Source organism: Nonomuraea pusilla (genome assembly GCF_900109355.1).
GTDB classification, from domain to species: domain Bacteria; phylum Actinomycetota; class Actinomycetes; order Streptosporangiales; family Streptosporangiaceae; genus Nonomuraea; species Nonomuraea pusilla.
Map to the genome: position 1 here is coordinate 279,120 of NZ_FOBF01000004.1, position 18,634 is coordinate 297,753.

General features: G+C 74.3%; 16 protein-coding genes. All 16 read left to right on the forward strand.

Going from position 1 to position 18,634, the window contains the following annotated elements; genetic code table 11:
- The first annotated feature begins 6 nt into the window (after positions 1-6).
- The 16 genes from BMX74_RS10315 (at position 7) to rpe (ending at position 18,627) form a co-directional block, all read left to right on the forward strand.
- Positions 7-873 carry a dihydroorotate dehydrogenase electron transfer subunit gene (locus BMX74_RS10315; protein ID WP_055503123.1) on the forward strand — a complete coding sequence of 289 codons (867 nt, stop codon included), beginning with the start codon at positions 7-9 and terminating at the stop codon, positions 871-873.
- The gene (locus BMX74_RS10320) at positions 863-1,840 is read left to right on the forward strand and encodes a dihydroorotate dehydrogenase (protein ID WP_055504046.1); all 978 of its coding nucleotides are present in this window, start codon (positions 863-865) and stop codon (positions 1,838-1,840) included. The genes BMX74_RS10315 and BMX74_RS10320 overlap by 11 nt, the downstream gene beginning before the upstream one ends.
- Entirely contained in the window at positions 1,837-2,532 is a 696-nt protein-coding gene (pyrF, locus tag BMX74_RS10325) for an orotidine-5'-phosphate decarboxylase (RefSeq protein ID WP_055503122.1), read from the forward strand. Before BMX74_RS10320 ends, pyrF begins: the two co-directional genes overlap by 4 nt.
- 1,600 nt (positions 2,533-4,132) lie before the next feature.
- Positions 4,133-4,456, forward strand: coding sequence for an integration host factor, actinobacterial type (mihF, locus tag BMX74_RS10335; RefSeq protein WP_055503120.1), 324 nt, complete (start codon positions 4,133-4,135; stop codon positions 4,454-4,456).
- Between the two features lie 116 nt (positions 4,457-4,572).
- Positions 4,573-5,166 carry a guanylate kinase gene (gene gmk / locus BMX74_RS10340; protein ID WP_055504045.1) on the forward strand — a complete coding sequence of 198 codons (594 nt, stop codon included), beginning with the start codon at positions 4,573-4,575 and terminating at the stop codon, positions 5,164-5,166.
- 4 nt (positions 5,167-5,170) lie between these two features.
- Positions 5,171-5,440: a DNA-directed RNA polymerase subunit omega gene (gene rpoZ, locus BMX74_RS10345; protein ID WP_055503119.1), complete on the forward strand. Its 270-nt coding sequence runs from the start codon at positions 5,171-5,173 to the stop codon at positions 5,438-5,440.
- A gap of 8 nt (positions 5,441-5,448) precedes the next feature.
- Positions 5,449-6,738 (forward strand): bifunctional phosphopantothenoylcysteine decarboxylase/phosphopantothenate--cysteine ligase CoaBC, encoded by a 1,290-nt coding sequence (gene coaBC / locus BMX74_RS10350; protein WP_091099893.1) that lies wholly within the window; start codon positions 5,449-5,451, stop codon positions 6,736-6,738.
- 562 nt (positions 6,739-7,300) lie between these two features.
- Positions 7,301-7,624, forward strand: a complete 324-nt coding sequence (locus BMX74_RS10355; protein ID WP_082534864.1) for a hypothetical protein — start codon at positions 7,301-7,303, stop codon at positions 7,622-7,624.
- 130 nt (positions 7,625-7,754) lie between these two features.
- On the forward strand, positions 7,755-8,942 hold the full coding sequence (gene metK / locus BMX74_RS10360) for a methionine adenosyltransferase (protein WP_055503116.1): 1,188 nt from the start codon (positions 7,755-7,757) through the stop codon (positions 8,940-8,942).
- Positions 8,943-9,338: 396 nt separating this feature from the next.
- Complete coding sequence (locus BMX74_RS10365) at positions 9,339-11,843, forward strand: primosomal protein N' (RefSeq protein ID WP_091099895.1); 2,505 nt, start codon at positions 9,339-9,341, stop codon at positions 11,841-11,843.
- A 50-nt stretch (positions 11,844-11,893) separates the two neighbouring features.
- Positions 11,894-13,402 carry a hypothetical protein gene (locus BMX74_RS10370; protein ID WP_091099898.1) on the forward strand — a complete coding sequence of 503 codons (1,509 nt, stop codon included), beginning with the start codon at positions 11,894-11,896 and terminating at the stop codon, positions 13,400-13,402.
- 48 nt (positions 13,403-13,450) lie between these two features.
- On the forward strand, positions 13,451-14,785 hold the full coding sequence (locus BMX74_RS10375; RefSeq protein WP_091100157.1) for a hypothetical protein: 1,335 nt from the start codon (positions 13,451-13,453) through the stop codon (positions 14,783-14,785).
- A 27-nt stretch (positions 14,786-14,812) separates the two neighbouring features.
- Positions 14,813-15,361, forward strand: a complete 549-nt coding sequence (gene def / locus BMX74_RS10380; RefSeq protein WP_055503113.1) for a peptide deformylase — start codon at positions 14,813-14,815, stop codon at positions 15,359-15,361.
- A 2-nt stretch (positions 15,362-15,363) separates the two neighbouring features.
- Positions 15,364-16,293 carry a methionyl-tRNA formyltransferase gene (gene fmt, locus BMX74_RS10385; RefSeq protein ID WP_055503112.1) on the forward strand — a complete coding sequence of 310 codons (930 nt, stop codon included), beginning with the start codon at positions 15,364-15,366 and terminating at the stop codon, positions 16,291-16,293.
- A 132-nt stretch (positions 16,294-16,425) separates the two neighbouring features.
- Complete coding sequence (locus BMX74_RS10390; RefSeq protein ID WP_091099901.1) at positions 16,426-17,850, forward strand: RsmB/NOP family class I SAM-dependent RNA methyltransferase; 1,425 nt, start codon at positions 16,426-16,428, stop codon at positions 17,848-17,850.
- A 123-nt stretch (positions 17,851-17,973) separates the two neighbouring features.
- Positions 17,974-18,627, forward strand: a complete 654-nt coding sequence (gene rpe, locus BMX74_RS10395) for a ribulose-phosphate 3-epimerase (protein WP_055503110.1) — start codon at positions 17,974-17,976, stop codon at positions 18,625-18,627.
- Positions 18,628-18,634: the final 7 nt, after the last annotated feature.

Below are 18,634 nucleotides of genomic sequence, written 5' to 3' on the forward strand. Positions count from 1 at the left end.
AGACGTCTGGCCGGCACTCCGGTGCAGGTGACGGGCACGGTGCTGACGACGCGCCGGGTCGACGCCTACCATGCGCTCACCGTGGTGGCGCCCGGCATCGCCGAGCGCTACCGTCCCGGCCACTTCGTCTCCGTCGCGGTCGGCGGGGCGCACACGTCCATGGTGACGCGGCGCGCCCTGTCGATCCACGACGTCAAGTCCGACTACGGCGGCACCGTCGAGCTGGTGTTCACCGTGCGCGGCCCCGGCACGGCCTGGCTGGCCGAGCGCCGCGCCCGCGACACCCTCGACCTGGTCGGCCCGTTCGGCCGCCCGTTCCCGCTGCCGCGCGACCCGGCGCACTGCGTGCTGGTCGGCGCCGAGTACGGCTCCGCCGTGCTCTTCCCGCTGGCCGACGCGCTGCTGGCGCGCGGCTGCCGGGTCGACTTCGTGCTCGGCGGCGCGAGCGCCGACCGCGTGTTCGGCGCCATGCGGGCCCGCAGGATCGCCGAGACCACCACCCTCACCACCGAGGACGGCTCGCTCGGCCTGCGCGGCAGGGTCACCGACGCGCTGCCCTCGGTGATCGCCGACACGCGGGCCGACGCCGTGTACGCGTGCGGCCCCATGGAGACGCTGCGCGCCGTCACGGCGGTGGCGATGGAGTTCGACATCCCCGTGCAGGTGGCCGTCGAGGAGGCGATGGCCTGCGGCATCGGGGTGTGCATGACGTGCGTGATACCGGTCATCGGCGACGACGGCGTCACCAGGATGGTCAGGGCCTGCGCCGAGGGCCCGGTGTTCCGGGGGGAACGGGTGCGGTTCGAGGACGTGGGGACCATCCCCTTCGACGCGCTCGGCGCCCCCGGAGGCGGTGCGCGCCATGTCGGTTGACATGCGGACGTTCCTCGCGCACGTGGAGCTGGGCAACCCGATCACCACGGCGGCCGGGTGCGCGTCCTCGGGCCGCGAACTGGCCCAGTTCTTCGACCTGCACCGGCTCGGCGCGCTGACCACCCGCTCCATCACCATGGCGCCGCGCGCCGGGCGGCCCACGCCGCGCATGGCCGAGACGCCGTCCGGCATGCTGAACGCCGTCGGCCTGCAGGGGCCCGGCATCGAGGCGTTCCTCGAACGCGAGCTGCCCTGGCTCGCGCAGCGCGGCATCAAGACCATCGTCTCCATCGGCGGCGGCACCGTCGCCGAGTACTCCGAGCTGGCCCGCAGGCTCGCCGACGCGCCCGGCGTGACCGCGCTCGAAGTCAACCTGTCCTGCCCCAACATCGAGGACCGCGGCCGCGTCTTCGCCCGCGAGGGCAGCGCGGCGGCCGAGGTCATCGCCTCCGTCCGCTCGATCATGCGCTACGACGTGCCCGTCGTCGCCAAGCTCGCGCCCGACGTGGCCGACATCGTCGCCGTCGCGCGGGCCTGCGTCGACGCGGGGGCCGACGCGCTGTCCATGATCAACAATCCGCTCGGCATGGCCATCGACACCCGGACCCTGCGCCCGTCCCTGGCCGCCGTCACCGGAGGGCTGTCAGGCCCCGCCATCCTGCCGCTCGCCGTACGGTGCGTGTGGCAGGTCCACGCCGCCCTGCCCGGTGTGCCGCTCATCGGCATCGGCGGCGTCATGACCGGCAAGGACGCCTTCCAGCTCATCCTGGCGGGCGCCTGCGCGGTCGGCGTGGGCACCGCCCTGTTCCACGACCCGTACGCGTGCCTGCGCATCGAGCGCGAGCTCGAGGACCTGCTGCGCGCGCGCGGCTTCCAACGCCTCGCCGACGCCGTCGGCCTGGCCCACCGCCCGCCGGGGAGCGCACCCCGGCACCTGCTGGTCGACACCGAGGAGAGCTCCCCTTGACGCACGCACCCATCGCCGTCGCACTCGACGCGCCCGACCTGGAGACGGCCGCGCGGTGGGCGGACCTCGTCACGCCCCACGTCAGCACCGTCAAGGTGGGCCTGGAACTGTACCTCCGCTACGGGCCCGACGTGATCGCCTCCGTGCGGGGCGCCAGCGGCGTCCAGGTGTTCCTGGACCTCAAGCTGCACGACATCCCCAACACGGTGGCCGGCGCCGCCCGCGCCGTCGGCCGGCTGCGCCCGGCCTTCCTCACCGTCCACGCCGCCGGCGGGCCCGCCATGATCCGCGCCGCCGTCGAGGCCGCGCCGCACACCAAGATCGCGGCGGTGACCGTCCTGACGTCGCTGTCCGAGTCCGACCTCGCCGCCATCGGCATGGCCGGTCCCGCGGGCGACGCCGTACGCCGCCTGGCCGCCCTGTCCGTGGAGGCGGGCGCCACCGCCCTGGTGTGCTCGCCGCACGAGGTCGCCGCGCTGCGGGCCGAGGTGGGGCCGGACATCACGCTCATCACGCCCGGCGTACGCCCTGCCGGCTCCGACACGCAGGACCAGGCCAGGGTCGCCACACCGGAGCAGGCGCTGGCGGACGGCGCCGACCTCCTCGTGATCGGCCGCCCCATCACCGGCTCCCCGGACCCGGGCGCGGCCGCCGCCGCCATAGCCGCCACCCTCCGCCGCACCACCCCGTAACCGGCCCCAGGGGAGGTGCCCCGCGTCCCCTGCCCAGGGGGCGCCCCTCGGGAGGGCCCCGCACCTGCTGGGCCGCCGGGCGCGCTCACAGGGCCGCTGGACCAGGGAGGCGCGACGCGCCTCCCTGGCCTCGCCCTTGCGGGGCCGCGCGGGACCCCAGGGCCGCCCGGCGCCCGTCAGAAGCACAGGCCGGACGCCTAGAAGGGGCGGTACGCCTCCGGACCGGCCACGGGGGTCCTGAGGAGGCCGCTCGGGATCTGGGGGCGGCTCGGGATGCGGGCACCTCTGGGCGCCCTTCAGGACGCCCGGTGGACCTCGGGGGCGCGTACGTCCGGGCAGGCCAGTGAGACTTGGGCAGACCCGCGCGTAATGGGCAGGCCCGCGTGTCCTGGGCAGGCCCGCGTGTCCTGGGCAGGCCCGCCTCCTGCACAGGCCCATGCGTCCTGGGCAGGCCCGTGCGTCCTGCGCAGGCCCGTGCCCCTGTAGGCCCTCAGGAACGTCCTACCCGAGATAGGCCCCCCGTCCGCCCGCCCAGCGCTTCCAGCTCCCAGGTGGTCCTGTGGCCAGAGGTGGCCGACTCCGCGGGCCCCCGGCCCGGTCCGTCGCCATCGTGGGGCAGCCCGCGCGGTTGGCGGGCGTCGCGGGATGAAGCACCCGCAGGCCCCTCAGCCGGGCCGCCGTCGCCGCGCCGACCGCCGGGTTCCTGCTGCTAAGCGCCGACCGTCGGGTTCCTGCCGCCAAGTGCCGACCGCCGGGTCTCTGCCGCCAAGTGCCGAGGGCCGCCTGCCGACCGCTGGTTTCGATCGCGACGTTCCTCCGCACGCGCCGATCGTGAGACCCGATCACCGCATGCGGATCACCGCGTGCCCATGAGCGCACGCCCATCAGGGCGCGGCAGTTGCCGAACGCCTGTCGCGCCGAACGCTGTCGCCGTGCCGACGTCGTCACCCCGGCGACCGATGCCCCTGGGGGCGTCGTCCCGCCGGCGCTTCGAGCCGGTGTCGGCGCAGCCGTGGTGGTCCTGCTCCGCCTCCGGCGTGGAGACGTCCAGGTCCAGGAGCCGGGCGCGGTGGTCTCGCAGGTGGGCGGCCCGGTCCGGGGCGAGCGCGCGGCCTGTGGAGGCGTACGCGACGGCCCCGGGCGGAAGCCCGGAGGTCGGGAGGCGGGCGCACCCCGGCGGCACGCCCTGACAAGGGACATGACCGCCTGGCGCTCGCGCTGTGGACGCGCCGCCGTCCCGGTGTCGGCGCAGCCCTTCGCGCGGGCATGCCGGATCCGGCGGGGATGCCCCTCGGGCAAGATCGTAATGCATCCCCGGGCGTCGCGTGGACGTGTTTCGGCCCAGGTGTGGCAGGGGTTTCGGACACTAGTCAACGAATCGACCATGATCGCGGTTGCGTCCGGCCGCATCGTCTCACGAGGTCCGAGGAAGGCGGTCGTGGGGGCGATTTGATCAGCAGTGGGTAGTTTTACAAACACGGAGAGTGATGAAGTGGATTTTGTGGGGAGAGAAACCGCTCTTGACGTTGCTTAGGGGGCGATGACCAGCTAGTTTCCCTTGCCGTCCGAGTACATCGACAGAAATTCGAGGTGACCCGGCGTGGCTCTTCCTCCTCTGACCCCCGAGCAGCGCGCCGCAGCCCTGGAGAAGGCTGCAAAGGCCCGTAAAGAGCGTGCCGAGGTCAAGAACCGGCTCAAGCATGGCGCGGTTTCTCTGGCTGAGGTGCTCAAGGATGGGCAGACCGACGACGTCATCGGCAAGATGAAGGTGTCGGCACTGTTGGAGTCGCTCCCCGGCGTGGGCAAGGTCCGCGCCAAGCAGCTCATGGAGCGGCTCGCGATCGCCGAGTCCCGCCGCGTGCGGGGTCTCGGCGCGAACCAGAGGGCAGCCCTCGAGCGCGAGTTCGGTGGTAACGAGAGCTAGTCTCTGTTCCACACGAAAGCGCAGGTTCAACGGGGGGTAGGAAAGTGACCGACAGGTCCTGGTCCGGCGATGTCAGAGCCGATGAGGCGGTCGGATCGGGAGCGCAGGTCGGCTTCCTGCCCTCCGAGGTACGGCGGCTGACGGTCCTGTCCGGGCCGTCGGGCGTCGGCAAGTCCACGGTCGTTGCCGAGCTCCGGCGGGCACACCCCGAGGTGTGGCTGTCGGTCTCGGTGACCACCAGGAGGCCCCGGCCCGGTGAGGTGAACGGGGTCCACTACTTCTTCGTCGACAACGAGGAGTTCGACCGGCTCGTGGAGTCGGGCGAACTGCTCGAGTGGGCGGAGTTCGCAGGAAACAGGTACGGCACGCCGCGCGAGCCCGTGCTGCGGAAACTCGCGGCCGGCGTGCCCACCCTGCTGGAGATCGACCTCGAAGGCGCCAGGCAGGTCCGCCGGAGCATGCCGGAGGCGCTGCTGGTGTTCCTGGCCCCCCCGAGCTGGGAGGAGCTGGAGAAGCGGCTGCGCGGCCGCGGCACCGAGCCCGAGGAGGTCATCGCCCGCCGGTTGGCGGCCGGCCGCGTCGAGATGGCGGCCGAGCGTGAGTTCGACCTCACCCTGGTGAACACGGACGTCGAAGACGTGTGTCTCCGGCTGATAGCCTTGATGACTGACCCTCAGGGGGTCATGACATCCATCAACCGAGAGGTCTGACATCGTGGCAGGAACCACCCCGGCCGCGGAGGGCATCACCAACCCGCCGATCGACACGCTGCTCGACATCGTCGACAGCAAGTACTCTTTGGTGATCATGGGTGCCAAGCGCGCTCGCCAGATCAACGCCTACTACTCGCAGCTCGGCGAGGGCCTGCTCGAGTACGTCGGCCCGCTGGTCGAGACGCACGCCCAGGAGAAGCCGCTGTCCATCGCCCTGCGCGAGGTCTCCGAGGGTCTGCTCACCTCCGAGCCCATCGAAGGCGCGGTCTGACCCCTTCGATGAAGGTCGTCCTGGGCGTCAGCGGCGGCATCGCCGCGTACAAGGCCTGCGAGCTGCTGCGGCTGTTCACCGAGTCGGGTCACGAGGTCCGGGTGGTCCCCACCCGTGAGGCCCTGCGGTTCGTGGGCGAGCCCACCTGGGCCGCCCTGTCGGGCAACCCGGTGACCACCGACGTGTGGGACGACGTTCACGAGGTGCCCCACGTCCGCATCGGCCAGCGGGCCGACCTGGTCGTGGTGGCGCCCGCGACGGCCGACGTGCTGGCCAAGGCCGCGCACGGCCTGGCCGGCGACCTTCTCACCAACACGCTGCTGACGGCCCGCTGCCCGGTCGTGTTCGCCCCCGCGATGCACACCGAGATGTGGCAGCACCCCGCCACCCGCGCGAACGTCGCGACCCTGCGCGAGCGCGGCAGCGTCGTGATCGACCCGGCGGTGGGCCGGCTCACCGGAGCCGACACCGGCCCCGGCCGCCTCCCCGACCCGGCGGAGATCTTCCAGGTGTGCCTGCGCGTGCTGCGCGGGCGCCCCCTCGACCTGGCCGGGCGCCGCGTCGTGATCTCGGCGGGCGGCACCCGCGAGGCCATCGACCCGGTGCGCTACATCGGCAACCGGTCGTCAGGGCTGCAGGGGTACGCCCTGGCCCGCACCGCGGTCGCGCGCGGCGCGCAGGTGACCCTGGTGGCCGCGAACGTCGCCCTGCCCGATCCGGCCGGGGCGACCGTGGTGCGCGTGGAGTCCGCCGAGGAGTTGCGCGCGGCGGTGCTCTCCGCGGGCGCCGACGCCGACGTGGTGGTGATGGCCGCCGCCGTGGCCGACTTCCGTCCCGCCGTGCGGCAGGACCTCAAGATCAAGAAGACGGACGGCGAGCCCGAGCCCATCCGTCTCACCAAGAACCCTGACATCCTGGCGGAGCTCGGCGAGCGCCGCCGCGCCGCCGCCCCCATGGCGCGGTCTGCTTCGCCTGTGGCGGTCGCGGGCTCGGCGCCGGGAGCCCTGACCTCGTCCGACACGCCGGAGGATGTCCTCGCGCAGGGCAGCGGTCCGCGCGTGATCGTCGGGTTCGCGGCCGAGACGCACGACGTGCTCGCCAACGGCCAGGCCAAGCTCGCCCGCAAGGGCTGCGACCTGCTGGTCGTCAACCAGGTGGGGGAGAACCTCGCCTTCGGCACCCCCGACAACGCCGCCACCGTGCTGGTCGCGGGCGGCGAGCCGGTGGAGGTGCCGCGGGGGCCCAAGGAGGACGTCGCCGACGCCGTCTGGGACCTCGTCGCCCCCCGCCTCACCTGACCACCACCCCGCCTCGCCCCCTTCGAGGGGACCTGCCCCGGGTAAAACCGCCCGCCTCTCCCGCCCGGCAGCACTCCCGCCCCGCCTCCGAGGGCCTGGCCCGGTGACGCCGCCCGCCTCTCCAGGCAGGAGGCACTCCCGCCTCGCCCCCCTAGGCCCGCCCTGATGGCGCGGCCCGGCCCTTCCGCTAGGCCGACGTGCGGCTTCGGTGGGGCCCGCGTCCGCGCAGCCGCCCGCGGCTTCTGATCGAACCCGGCCTTCAGAGATCAGCAGTGTGCCTTTCCCCGGTCGGCGTCTTAGTGCTTGGGGGCGTCGGCGAAGCCGGCGGCGGTCGGGGAGGGTGGAGGGCGTTCCGGCGGGTCGTCGGGTCGGTTCTGCCCGGTCAGGTGGCCCGTTCCAGGGGGACGTCCTGGCTCGTTCCAGGCTCGCCTGCTCTGGCGTCTTGGATGGCACGACGGATTACCCGATGGGCTGTTGCGGCACCCCGCCACGCCTGCGGATACTTGGGGCGAAGGGGGGCGGAATGCCGGTGAGTTCTGCTGTCTGGGACCGTTGTAGAACATTGCTCGGCGACCGCGGGGAGATCCGCTACGTCTTCCCCGCGCTGGCCGCCGGACCATCAGGAACCGGGAACTTCCTCGTGGTGGTCACCGGCACGTCGATCGCGGTGCTGGCGACCAGGACGCTGAGGAGCGACCGCCCCGTCTCGGTGTACGCGTCGTTCCCGCGCCGTACCCGCCTGGGTCCCATCCTGCCGGGTCCGATGATCGAGCTGGGCTCGACGGTGTTCGAGTTCGACGAGGAGTACGCCGCGGTCGTCTCCGCGGCCGACGCCGAGGTCTTCGCCCCCGAAACCCTGCCACCCGATCCTCTTCCCGATCTTTGACCGACTCGGGATGCGGACGGTTTCGCACCCTGAGGCCGCCTGGGGCTAGACTTCGGCGAGGCCCTGGGAAACGACCTTCCGGATCCCGGCCGACCATCCGTCAGCAGCCGCTGCATGAGGAGCCACTGAGTTGTCCCGTCGCCTGTTCACCTCCGAGTCGGTCACCGAAGGCCACCCGGACAAGATCGCCGACCAGATCAGTGACGCGATTCTCGACGCCATGCTCAAGGACGACCCCAAGAGCCGGGTCGCCGTCGAGACGTTGATCACCACCGGCCAGGTCCACGTCGCAGGCGAGGTGACGACCGAGACCTACGTCGACATCCCCGGCGTCATCAGGGAGAAGATCCTTGAGATCGGTTACGACGCCTCCCACAAGGGCTTCGACGGCGCCTCGTGCGGCGTTTCGGTGTCCATCGGCGCGCAGTCGCCCGACATCGCCCAGGGCGTCGACGACGCCTACGAGCACCGCGTCGGCTCCGAGGCCGACGAGCTCGACCGCCAGGGCGCCGGCGACCAGGGCCTGATGTTCGGCTACGCCTGCCGCGAGACCCCCGAGCTGATGCCGCTGCCGATCACGCTCGCCCACCGGCTGGCCCAGCGCCTGGCCGAGGTGCGCAAGACCGGCACCGTCCCCTACCTCCGTCCCGACGGCAAGACGCAGGTGACGATCGAGTACGACGGCGACACGCCCGTCCGCCTCGACACCGTGGTCGTCTCCACCCAGCACGCGGCCGAGATCGACCTGGCCGAGATGCTGACGCCCGACATCAAGGAGCACGTCGTCGACCCGGTCCTCGCCGACCTGGCGATCCAGACCGACGGCTACCGCCTCCTGGTCAACCCGACCGGCCGCTTCGAGATCGGCGGCCCGATGGGCGACGCCGGCCTCACCGGCCGCAAGATCATCATCGACACCTACGGCGGCATGGCCCGCCACGGCGGCGGCGCCTTCTCCGGCAAGGACCCGTCCAAGGTCGACCGCTCGGCCGCGTACGCGATGCGCTGGGTCGCCAAGAACGTCGTGGCCGCCGGTCTCGCCGACCGGTGCGAGGTGCAGGTCGCGTACGCGATCGGCAAGGCGCAGCCGGTGGGCCTGTTCGTGGAGTGCTTCGGCACCGAGAAGCTGCCGGTCGAGCAGATCCAGGACGCCGTGCTGCGGGTGTTCGACCTGCGTCCGGCCGCGATCATCCGCGACCTCGACCTGCTGCGCCCGATCTACTCCGAGACCGCCGCGTACGGCCACTTCGGCCGCGAGGGCTTCTCCTGGGAGTCGACCGACCGCGCCGAGGCGCTGAAGACCGCCGCCGGTCTCTGAGTCTCCGGCCGAGGCCCGGCCTGGCTGATGCCGCGCCCCATGTCCTGGGGCGCGGCGTCATGCTGCCGTGCCCGAGCGTCCTGCCGCGCCTGCCGCCGCCGGCGCGGCGCCCCGCGGCCTGGCGGCAGAGGCGCCCGGCGGCCTGGCGGCAGAGGCGCCCGGCGGCCTGGCGGCAGAGGCGCCCGGTGGCCTCGCGGCAGAGGCGTCCCGCACCGTGCCCTCGCCGGCACGGCGCGTCGTGCTGCGCCTTGAGAGCCGGGGCCCAAGGCACTGGCCCTTCCGCGCCCTGACGGGCGTTCTCGCAGGTGACGGGCCTGCCAGGGCGGTGTGTCCTGGCTGTCCTCGCTCGGTCGCGCGGCGGGCTCCGCGGGGTGCGGGGTCTGGTAGACGTTATGCGTGACCGAACCCGACGACGCCCTCCTGCCGCTCGACGCCGTGCGGCGGCCCGCGTCGCCGAAGGACACGCCCAAGGACACAGCCAAGGACACCACCGGGGCGATCGTCGCCGCGCCCGAACTGCCGGTGGCCAGGGTGGCCGTCGACAGCCCGCTGCCGCACCTCGACCGGCCGTTCGACTACCTGGTGCCCGCCGCGCTCCACGAGAGCGCCCAGCCGGGGGTACGGGTACGGGTGCGCTTCGCCGGGAAGCTGACCGACGGGTTCCTGCTGGAACGGGTCGAGCGGAGCGAGCACGAAGGCAGGCTGGCGGCGCTGGAGCGGGTGGTGTCGCCCGAACGCGTCCTGACGCCCGAGATCGCGGCGCTGGCCCGCGTGGTGGCCGACCGGTACGCGGGCACGCTCACCGACGTCCTGCGCCTCGCCGTCCCGCCCCGCCACGCCCGAGCGGAGGCCGAGCCGCCGTCCACGCCCCTCCACCCCGGAGCAGAGGCCGAACCGTCCGCCCCGCCGCGCCACTCCGGAGCGGAGGCCGAGCCGCCCTCGCCGCCGGGCCACCCCGTCCAGACCGGGGAGCGGGCGGAGGAGGCCCCCAGCGGCGCCACGCCCCGCACGGAGGTCGCCCCACCGGACGAGCAACCGTCCCCGGGACATGCGCCGTCACACGAGCCGTCTCCGGGACATGCGCCGTCACACGAGCCGTCCCCGGGAGATGAGACGTCCTCGCCGCGTGAGACGTCCTCGCCCGCCGAGGTGGGCGTCTCGGACGGTGGGGCCCGGCTGCACGGCGCCGCTCCAGGGAGTGCGTGGGCGGTGTATCCCGCCGGGCCGTCGTTCCTGGAGGCGCTGCGTGCCGGGCGGGCGCCCAGGGCCGTGTGGTCGGCGTTGCCGGGCGCCCAGGGGTGGGCGCGGCCGGTCGCGGAGGCGGTGCTGGCGGCCCTGGACGGCGGCAGGGGCGCGCTGGTGGTCGTCCCCGACGGCAAGGACGTCGCGCTGGCCGACGCCGCGCTGGGCGAGCTCCTCGGCCCCGGCAGGCACGTGGCGCTCACCGCCGACCTCGGCCCCGCCGAGCGGTACCGGCGGTGGCTCAAGGTGCTCAGGGGCGCCGTGCGCGCCGTGGTGGGCACCCGGGCGGCCATGTTCGCCCCCGTCGCCGACCTGGGCCTCGCGGTGATCTGGGACGACGGCGACGACCTGCACGCCGAGCGCCTGGCGCCGTACCCGCACGCCAGGGAGGTGCTGGGGCTGCGCGCCCACCGGGCGCGCGCGGGCATGCTCGTCGGCGGGTACGCCCGCACGGCGGAGGCGACGCAGCTCGTCGCGAGCGGCTGGGCCAGGCCGATCACGGCGGCGAGGACCACCGTCAGGGGGTACGCCCCCAGGGTGCGGCCCGCGGGGGAGGACGCCGAGCTGGCCAGGGACCAGGCGGCCCGTCAGGCCAGGCTGCCCAGCGTCGCCTGGCGGGCGCTGCGGCACGGGCTGGAGCGGGGCCCCGTGCTGGTGCAGGTGCCGCGCCGGGGGTACCTGCCCGCGCTGGCCTGCCATCACTGCCGTACGCCCGCCCGGTGCGTCCTCCCGCCGACCCGGGCGGCCCTGGAGAGCCGGGCGCACGCGGGCGTGCGGCCGGAGGCGGCGCTCGCCGGGCCCGCGGGGAGCCGGCTGCCGCTGGACCCCGCCTGGCCGGGGACGGACGGGCCGCGGGGAACCGGAGACCCGTCGGGACCCGGCGGCGGGCCGTTGTGCCATGGGCCGCTGGCGTTGCGCGGCGGGCACGCCGCCCCCTACTGCCGCTGGTGCGGCCGCGTGGACGCCGCCTGGCGCTGCCCGTCCTGCGGCAGCCCCCGGCTGCGGGCGGTCGTCGTCGGGGCCAGGCGCACCGCGGAGGAGCTGGGCAGGGCCTTCCCCTCGGTGCAGGTGCGCACGTCGGGGCGCGACGGCGTGCTGGCGACGGTGCCGTCCACGCGGGCGCTGGTTGTGGCGACGCCGGGCGCGGAGCCGGTGGCCGAGGGCGGGTACGCGGCGGCGGTGCTGCTGGACGGCTGGGCGCTGCTGGGCAGGGCCGACCTTCGGGCCGGCGAGGAGGCGGTGCGCCGCTGGATGAACGCGGCGGCGCTGCTGCGCCCGTCCGGCGAGCTGGTGGTGCTGGGCGACGCGGCGCTGCCGGCCGTGCAGGCGCTGGTGCGCTGGGACCCGGTCACGCACGCGGAACGGGAGCTCGCCGACCGCGCCGAGCTGGGCTTCCCTCCGGCCGTGCGGATGGCGACGCTGACGGGCGTGGCGAGCGCGGTCAGGCAGATGCTCGACGAGGTGCGCCTGCCGCCGGAGGCGCAGGTGCTCGGCCCGGTGCCGGTGGACGAGGCGGGGCAGGAACGCGCCATGATCCGCGTTCCGCGGAGCGCGGGGGCGGCGCTGTCGGCCGCGCTCAAGGGGGCCACTGGGGTGCGTGCGGCGCGTAAGACGCCAGATGTCGTGAGGGTGTGTGTAGACCCTCTCGACCTGATTTAGACCGTTTCCCCGATTCGCTCATCCGTAAGTGAGCCGTTAGCGTGCCCATTGTGTCGATCGAATGGGTGAACCGGGCCATCGACGACCTGCGTGCCTGGGGCCGCGCGCGGGGAGTCGAGGTGGACGCGGACGAGGTCCGCCTGCTCTGCGACTACGCCAGCGACTATCTGAACGTCCACCAACTGGGCGACTTCACTCCCGAGACCTTCGACGAGCTGCTGCTGTCCATCTATCCCCGCAAGGTCATCGCGCCGCCGGAGAGCGCGGCCGAGACCATCGCGGCCGCCCGCACGCTCGTCGACTACCTGAGCGAGTCGGGCGCGGTCGGGGCGCGGGCCGCGTCCGCCATGCGCGAACGCCTCGACGACATCGCGCCGCGCATGCCGGAGGCACTGGCCGACACCGCCAACTTCGGCATGGCCAAGAGCCTGTTCAGCTCCATCGGCCCCGACGCGCTGGAGCAGTCGATCGTCATCCCCTCGGGCGAGACGCCCCCGGCCGAGATGGCGGAGCTGGGGGAGGCGCCGTGCGACTGCCCGGCCTGCACGCCGCTCCCGGCGGTGCGGCTGGCGTCGCCGGAGGAGCTGGCCGCGGCGCTGGAGGACGTCCCGATGCTGGGGGAGGGCGCGGGGCCCCGCCTCGACGACCCCCCTGACGACCCGCTGGCCCGCTGGGCGGCGACGCTCGCGCACCTCGTGGAGCGCGACACGGGCGGCGAGGTCACCGGCCACCCCGAGCTCGACGAGGGCCTGTACGACCTGCTCGACATGCTCTACAGGATGCGCGCCAGGGTGCCGGTCGGCATGGTCGCCGACTACATCGAGGAGCTGGCCGACGAGGGCGAGATCGACGCGGGAGCGGTGCTCGACCGGCTGGCCTGGTGCGGCCTGGTGCGCGTGACCGGCGACGCCGCCGAGGACGCGGCCGAGCTCACGCCGCTCGCGGTGTGGGGGCTGCGCGAGCACTACCTGTCGCTGGGCCTCGACGCCCCGCAGGCCCCCGACCTGGCCGAGGCCGACGCGCTCGGGCTCATCGAGGGCCTGCTCGACGGCGTGCCGACCGAGGCGGCGGAGCAGGACATCGAGCGCTGGCTGAGCCGCAGGGAGCCGTGGGCCGCCGCCGGGGAGCTGCTGGCCGCCGCGTCGGGCGCGCCCGCCGTGGCCCGGGGCATCGCGATCACGATCGTCGACAGGCTCGGCCCGGAGGCCGAGGCCGAGGTACGCGCGTACCTCGACGACGCCGAGCTGCGACCGCACGTCATCCACTGGCTGGCCGCCCGCAGGCTGCCCGCGCCGCCGCTCACGCAGGAGGAGCTGCTGTGGGTGAGCGTCGACATGCTCGCGCTCGCCATGCCGGCGGCCGAGGAGGACCCCGAGGTGTTCGCGGAGAACATGGCGGCGTCGGGGCCGCCCGCCCACATGATCGAGGAGATGTGGCGGGTGGACCACCCGGACGTGGTCGAGGTGCTGGAGCTGCTCGGACGCTCCATCCCCGACGGTACGGTGGCCAAGGCCGCCCGCAAGGCCGCGTTCAAGGCGCGCTCGCGAGCCATCAGATGACTCGCCGATGAGTACGCCGCTGTGACTGCTGTGCAGTAAGTTTCCTTGGTGGCCAACAACGTCTTCGACCTCGCCGAGCTGCGCAAGCTGATCGATGAGCAGGCCGTCGTGCCGCCGCGGCCGCCGGAGGAGGCCGCCGCCGATCGCGAGGCCCTCACCTTCCCGCCGGTCGAGCTGGCCCCCGACGCGGAGCTGGCGCGGGCCGTGTCCTCGGTGCCGCTCGTCGCCGACGCCATCAGGCTCACGGCCTGGACGGGCGAGCGCCGCGTGGCCCCCGACGGCACGCTGACCGAGGCCGACGCCGCCGCCGCGGCGGGCGAGCTGGGCCTCGAACCGTCCAGGATGCGGCTGCTGTGGGTGGTCGCCGTCAACACCGGCCTGCTGCGCATCGCGCGCGGCCGGGCGCAGCGCGGGCCGCTGTCGCTGCAGCTGACCCCCGAGGCCACGCTGGAGTTCTGGGACGGCGTCGTCATGGACGTCCTCGACCGGGCCGACGAGGGCCTGACCGGTTCGGCCGTGATCGACGGCCACCTGGCCGAGATGCTGGCCACCATCTACTCGGTGCGGTCCGGCGTCGCCACCGCCAACCTGGCGCGCGGCATCCTGCAGTCGCACGAGGTGGCCTGCGCCCCCGCCAAGGCCGAGCTGCGCAGGCTGGCCGCCGCGCTGCCCGCGCAGCTCCTCGAGGCGCTGGCGCTGCTGGCGTACTGCGGGCTGGTCGAGCAGACGCCTGCGGGCCGCACGGCGCTCACCCCGCTCGGGGTCTGGGCGATCCGCCGCGACCTGCTGCGCGAGGGCCACGACGCGCCCACCACTGACGAGGTGCGGGTCTTCGCCGACCTGTCGGCGGCGGAGCTGGTCGACGCCCTGGTGAAGGGCACGGCCACGCAGAGCGCCGTCGCCGGCTGGCTGGAGCGCCGCGCCCCCGAGGACGCCGCCCGCGAGCTCGTCGCGATCGCCGCCGCCGGCACGGCGGGGCAGCGCGGCGCGGTCGGCGCGGTGCTGGAGGAGCTGGGGCCGGAGGCCGAGGCGCCGATGCGCGAGGCGCTGGAGCACCCGCTCACGCGCAGGTACGCCGCGTCCTGGCTGCACATCCGCGACCTCGAGGCCCCGGCGCTCAGCGCCGACGACCACACCTGGATCGCCGTCGACAGCCTGGCGGCCCTCATGCACATGTCGGGCCCGGCCGCGGGCCGCCTCGACACCCCGGAGCCGGGCGAGGAGCTCGTCAGGCTCATGGCCGAGATGCCCGCCGTGGGCCACCCCGACACCGTCGCGGTGCTCGACATGCTGGCCGCCGCCCACGACGACCAGGCCGTCGTCAAGGCGGCCCGCAAGGCGGCGATGAAGGCCCGGTCGCTGGAGCACACTAAACTGGGGTGATCCACCTTTGAGAAACGGAGTGACCCCTTGGCGATCCAGTCGATCCGGCTGTTCGGAGACCCGGTGCTGCGCACCCCGGCGGCCCCGGTCGTCGACTTCGACAAGGAGCTCCGCAAGCTGGTCAAGGACCTCACCGACACGATGATCGACGCGCCGGGGGCGGGCCTGGCCGCGCCGCAGATCGGCGTCGGCCTGCGGGTGTTCACCTACTACGTCGACGACCAGCTCGGCCACCTCATCAACCCCGACCTCGACCTGTCGTCCGAGCTCGACGAGGAGGGCGAGGAGGGCTGCCTGTCCTTCCCCGGGCTGTCGTTCCCGACGCCGCGCGCCGTCCGCGCCGTGGCCAAGGGCTTCAACATGCACGGCGAGCCGGTGACGCTGGAGGGCACCGACCTGATGGCGCGCTGCTTCCAGCACGAGACCGACCACCTCGACGGCGTCCTGTTCATCGACAGGATGGACGCCAAGCAGCGCAAGCTCGCGATGCGCGCCATCCGCGAGGCCGAGTGGAGCGGCCTGTCCGCCCCCGTGGTCAAGGCCTCGCCGCACCCCACCGGCGGAAGGGCGCTCTGACGATGCGGCTGGTCTTCGCGGGCACACCCGAGACGGCCCTGCCGTCGCTGCGCACCCTGATCGACTCCCCGCGTCACGAGGTCGTGGCCGTCGTCACCAGGCCCGACGCCGAGTCGGGCCGTGGGCGCAAGGTCCACCCTTCGCCGGTGGCCGCGCTCGCCGAGGAGGCGGGCATCGAGGTGCTGCGTCCCGCCAAGGCCGGCGACACCGCCTTCCTCGACCGGCTGCGCGAGATCGCGCCCGACTGCTGCCCCGTCGTCGCCTACGGCGCGCTGCTGCCGCAGGCCGCCCTCGACGTCCCCAAGCACGGCTGGATCAACCTGCACTTCTCGGTCCTGCCGGCCTGGCGGGGCGCCGCGCCGGTGCAGCACGCCATCCTGCACGGCGACGAGATCACCGGGGCCACCACGTTCCGCATCGTCAAGGAGCTCGACGCGGGCCCGGTCTTCGGCGTCGTCACCGAGCAGGTCCGCGACTCCGACACGAGCGGCACCCTGCTGGAGCGCCTGGCGGTGTCAGGCGCGGGCCTGCTCGCCGCCACGCTCGACGGCGTCGAGGACGGCACGCTGGAGGCCCGGCCGCAGCCGTCCGACGGCGTGACCATCGCCCCCAAGATCAACGTGACCGACGCCCGGGTCCACTGGTCCAAACCGGCGATGCACGTCGACCGGCTGATCCGCGCCTGCACCCCCAACCCGGGGGCGTGGAGCGAGTTCCGCGGCCAGCGGGTGAAGCTCGGCCCGGCGCGCGTCGCCGCCGGGGCCGCCCGCCTGGCCCCCGGCCAGGTCGCGGCCACCAAGAAGGCGGTGCTCGTCGGCACCGCCACCGACCCGGTCGAGCTGGGCGAGGTGCAGCCGCAGGGCAAGCGCCTCATGGGCGCGGTCGAGTGGGCGCGCGGGGTCCGGCCGGAAGGCGACGAGTTCTTCCAGTGACCTTCTTCCAGTGACCGAGGCGGCGGGCGGCGTGCCTGCCGCTAGCATCGACAGCATGGCTACAGGACGTAGCGGGACCGTCGCCCGTCGGCGCGCCCGCCGCGCCGCGATCGTGAGGGAAAGCCGGAGGCGATGAAGACGAGGGGGGACCGGGGGCCCGGAGGCAGGGGCGGCGGCTCGGGCAGGCCGCGCAGGCCGGCCCGCGACCAGGCACGCAACGCGGCCTTCGACCTCATGCGCGCCGTCGACGAGCGCGACGCGTACGCGAACCTGCTGCTGCCGCGGCTGCTGCGCGAGCGCGGCATCAGGGGCCGCGACGCGGCGCTCGCGACCGAGCTGGCCTACGGCACGCTGCGCGGGCTGGGCACGTACGACGCGATCATCGACGCCTGCAGCGACCGCGCGCCCGACCCCGACGTGGGCGACGCGCTGCGGCTCGGCGCGCACCAGCTGCTCAAGATGCGCGTCCCGCCGCACGCCGCCGTCGGCACCACGGTCGATCTGGTGCGGTTGCGCGTCGGCGCGGGCGCGGCCAAGTTCGTCAACGCCGTGCTGCGCAAGATCGCCTCCAGGACGCTGGAGGAGTGGGTGGAGATCGTCGCCCCCGACCCGTCGGCCGACCCCGTCGGCCACCTGGCCGTCGCCCACAGCCATCCGCGCTGGATCGTGTCCGCCTTCCGTGACGCCCTCGGCGGCGGCGACGAGATGCCCGACCTGCTCGACGCCGACAACGCCAGGCCGCTCGTCACGCTGGTGGCCCGTCCCGGCCGCAGCACCGTCAAGGAGCTGGAGGCGGCGGGGGCGACGCCCGGCCGCTTCTCGCCGTACGCGGCGTACCTGCAGGAGGGCGACCCCGGCCAGATCCCGGCGGTGTCGGAGACCCGCGCCGCCGTCCAGGACGAAGCGAGCCAGCTCGTGGCGCTCGCGCTGACCCGCGTGCCGCTCACCGGGAGCGGCGGCGGCGAGCTGTGGCTCGACATGTGCGCGGGGCCCGGCGGCAAGGCGGGCCTGCTCGACGCGATCGCCGCGCACGGCGACCAGTCCGGCCCCGAGGGGTTCCCAGGCGGGGCGCGGCTGCTGGCGGCCGACGTGCAGCATCACCGGGCGCGGCTGGTGCGGCAGACCACCGCCGACGCCTTCGTGGTCACGGCCGACGGCACGGCTCCCGCGTGGCGTCCCGGCGTGTTCGACCGGGTCATGCTCGACGCCCCCTGCACCGGGCTGGGGGCGCTGCGGCGGCGGCCCGAGGCGCGCTGGCGGCGCGACCCGTCGAGCATCGCCGAGCTGGGCAAGCTGCAGCGCCGCCTGCTCGGCACCGCGCTCGACGCGGTGCGCCCCGGCGGTGTCGTGGCGTACGTCACCTGCTCGCCGCACCTGGCCGAGACCCGGGTCGTCGTGGGCGACGTCCTCGGCCGCAGGCACGACGTGGAGCAGCTCGACGCGCGCGCCCACCTGCCGGAGGTCGGCGGGCTCGGCGACGGGCCGCACGCCCAGTTCTGGCCGCACCGGCACGGCACCGACGCCATGTTCCTGGCCCTTCTGCGCAAGCGGGCCTGAAGGCGGCCGGCGGCCCCGGCAGGGCCGTCCCAGCGGAGGCGCGCGCCGGTGGGAGGCCCGCGCCGGGCGGCAGGACGTGACCGGTGCGGGGCTCGGGCGGGGCGTTCAATAGACTCGGGCATCATGGCCGTACAGATCTCGCCCAGCATCCTCTCCGCCGACTTCGCCCGCCTCGCCGACGAGGCCGCAGCGGTGCCGAACGCCGACTGGCTGCACGTGGACGTCATGGACAACCACTTCGTCCCCAACCTGACCCTCGGGCTGCCGGTGGTCGAGGCGCTGCTGAAGGCGACCTCGACGCCCCTCGACTGCCACCTCATGATCGAGGACCCCGACCGGTGGGCGCCGCAGTACGCCGAGGCGGGGGCGGGCAACGTGACGATCCACGCCGAGGCGGCCAAGGCGCCGGTGCGCACGCTGCGGCAGATCCGCGCGGCGGGGGCCAGGGCGGGGCTGGCGCTGAACCCGGCGACGCCGGTCGAGCCGTACGAGGACCTCATCGGCGAGGTCGACATGCTGCTGCTGATGACGGTCGAGCCGGGGTTCGGCGGGCAGAAGTTCCTCGACGTCGTCCTGCCGAAGATCCGCAGGACGCGGGCGATCATCGAGCGGCACGGCGGCGAGGTGTGGCTGCAGGTCGACGGGGGAGTGGCGGAGGACACGATCGTCCGCTGCGCGGAGGCCGGCGCGGACGTGTTCGTGGCGGGCAGCGCGGTGTACGGCGCGGCGGACCGCGTCGGGGCCGTCGAAGCCCTGCGCGCCGCCGCCACCCTCTGACGTCCTG

What these genes read in the sequence shown, in the direction of transcription:
- BMX74_RS10320 (WP_055504046.1), top strand. Translation starts at nt 863, where the DNA reads ATGTCGGTTGACATGCGGACGTTCCTCGCGCACGTGGAGCTGGGCAAC.
- coaBC (WP_091099893.1), top strand. Translation starts at nt 5,449, where the DNA reads ATGAAGGTCGTCCTGGGCGTCAGCGGCGGCATCGCCGCGTACAAGGCC.
- fmt (WP_055503112.1), top strand. Translation starts at nt 15,364, where the DNA reads ATGCGGCTGGTCTTCGCGGGCACACCCGAGACGGCCCTGCCGTCGCTG.
- BMX74_RS10390 (WP_091099901.1), top strand. Translation starts at nt 16,426, where the DNA reads ATGAAGACGAGGGGGGACCGGGGGCCCGGAGGCAGGGGCGGCGGCTCG.
- rpe (WP_055503110.1), top strand. Translation starts at nt 17,974, where the DNA reads ATGGCCGTACAGATCTCGCCCAGCATCCTCTCCGCCGACTTCGCCCGC.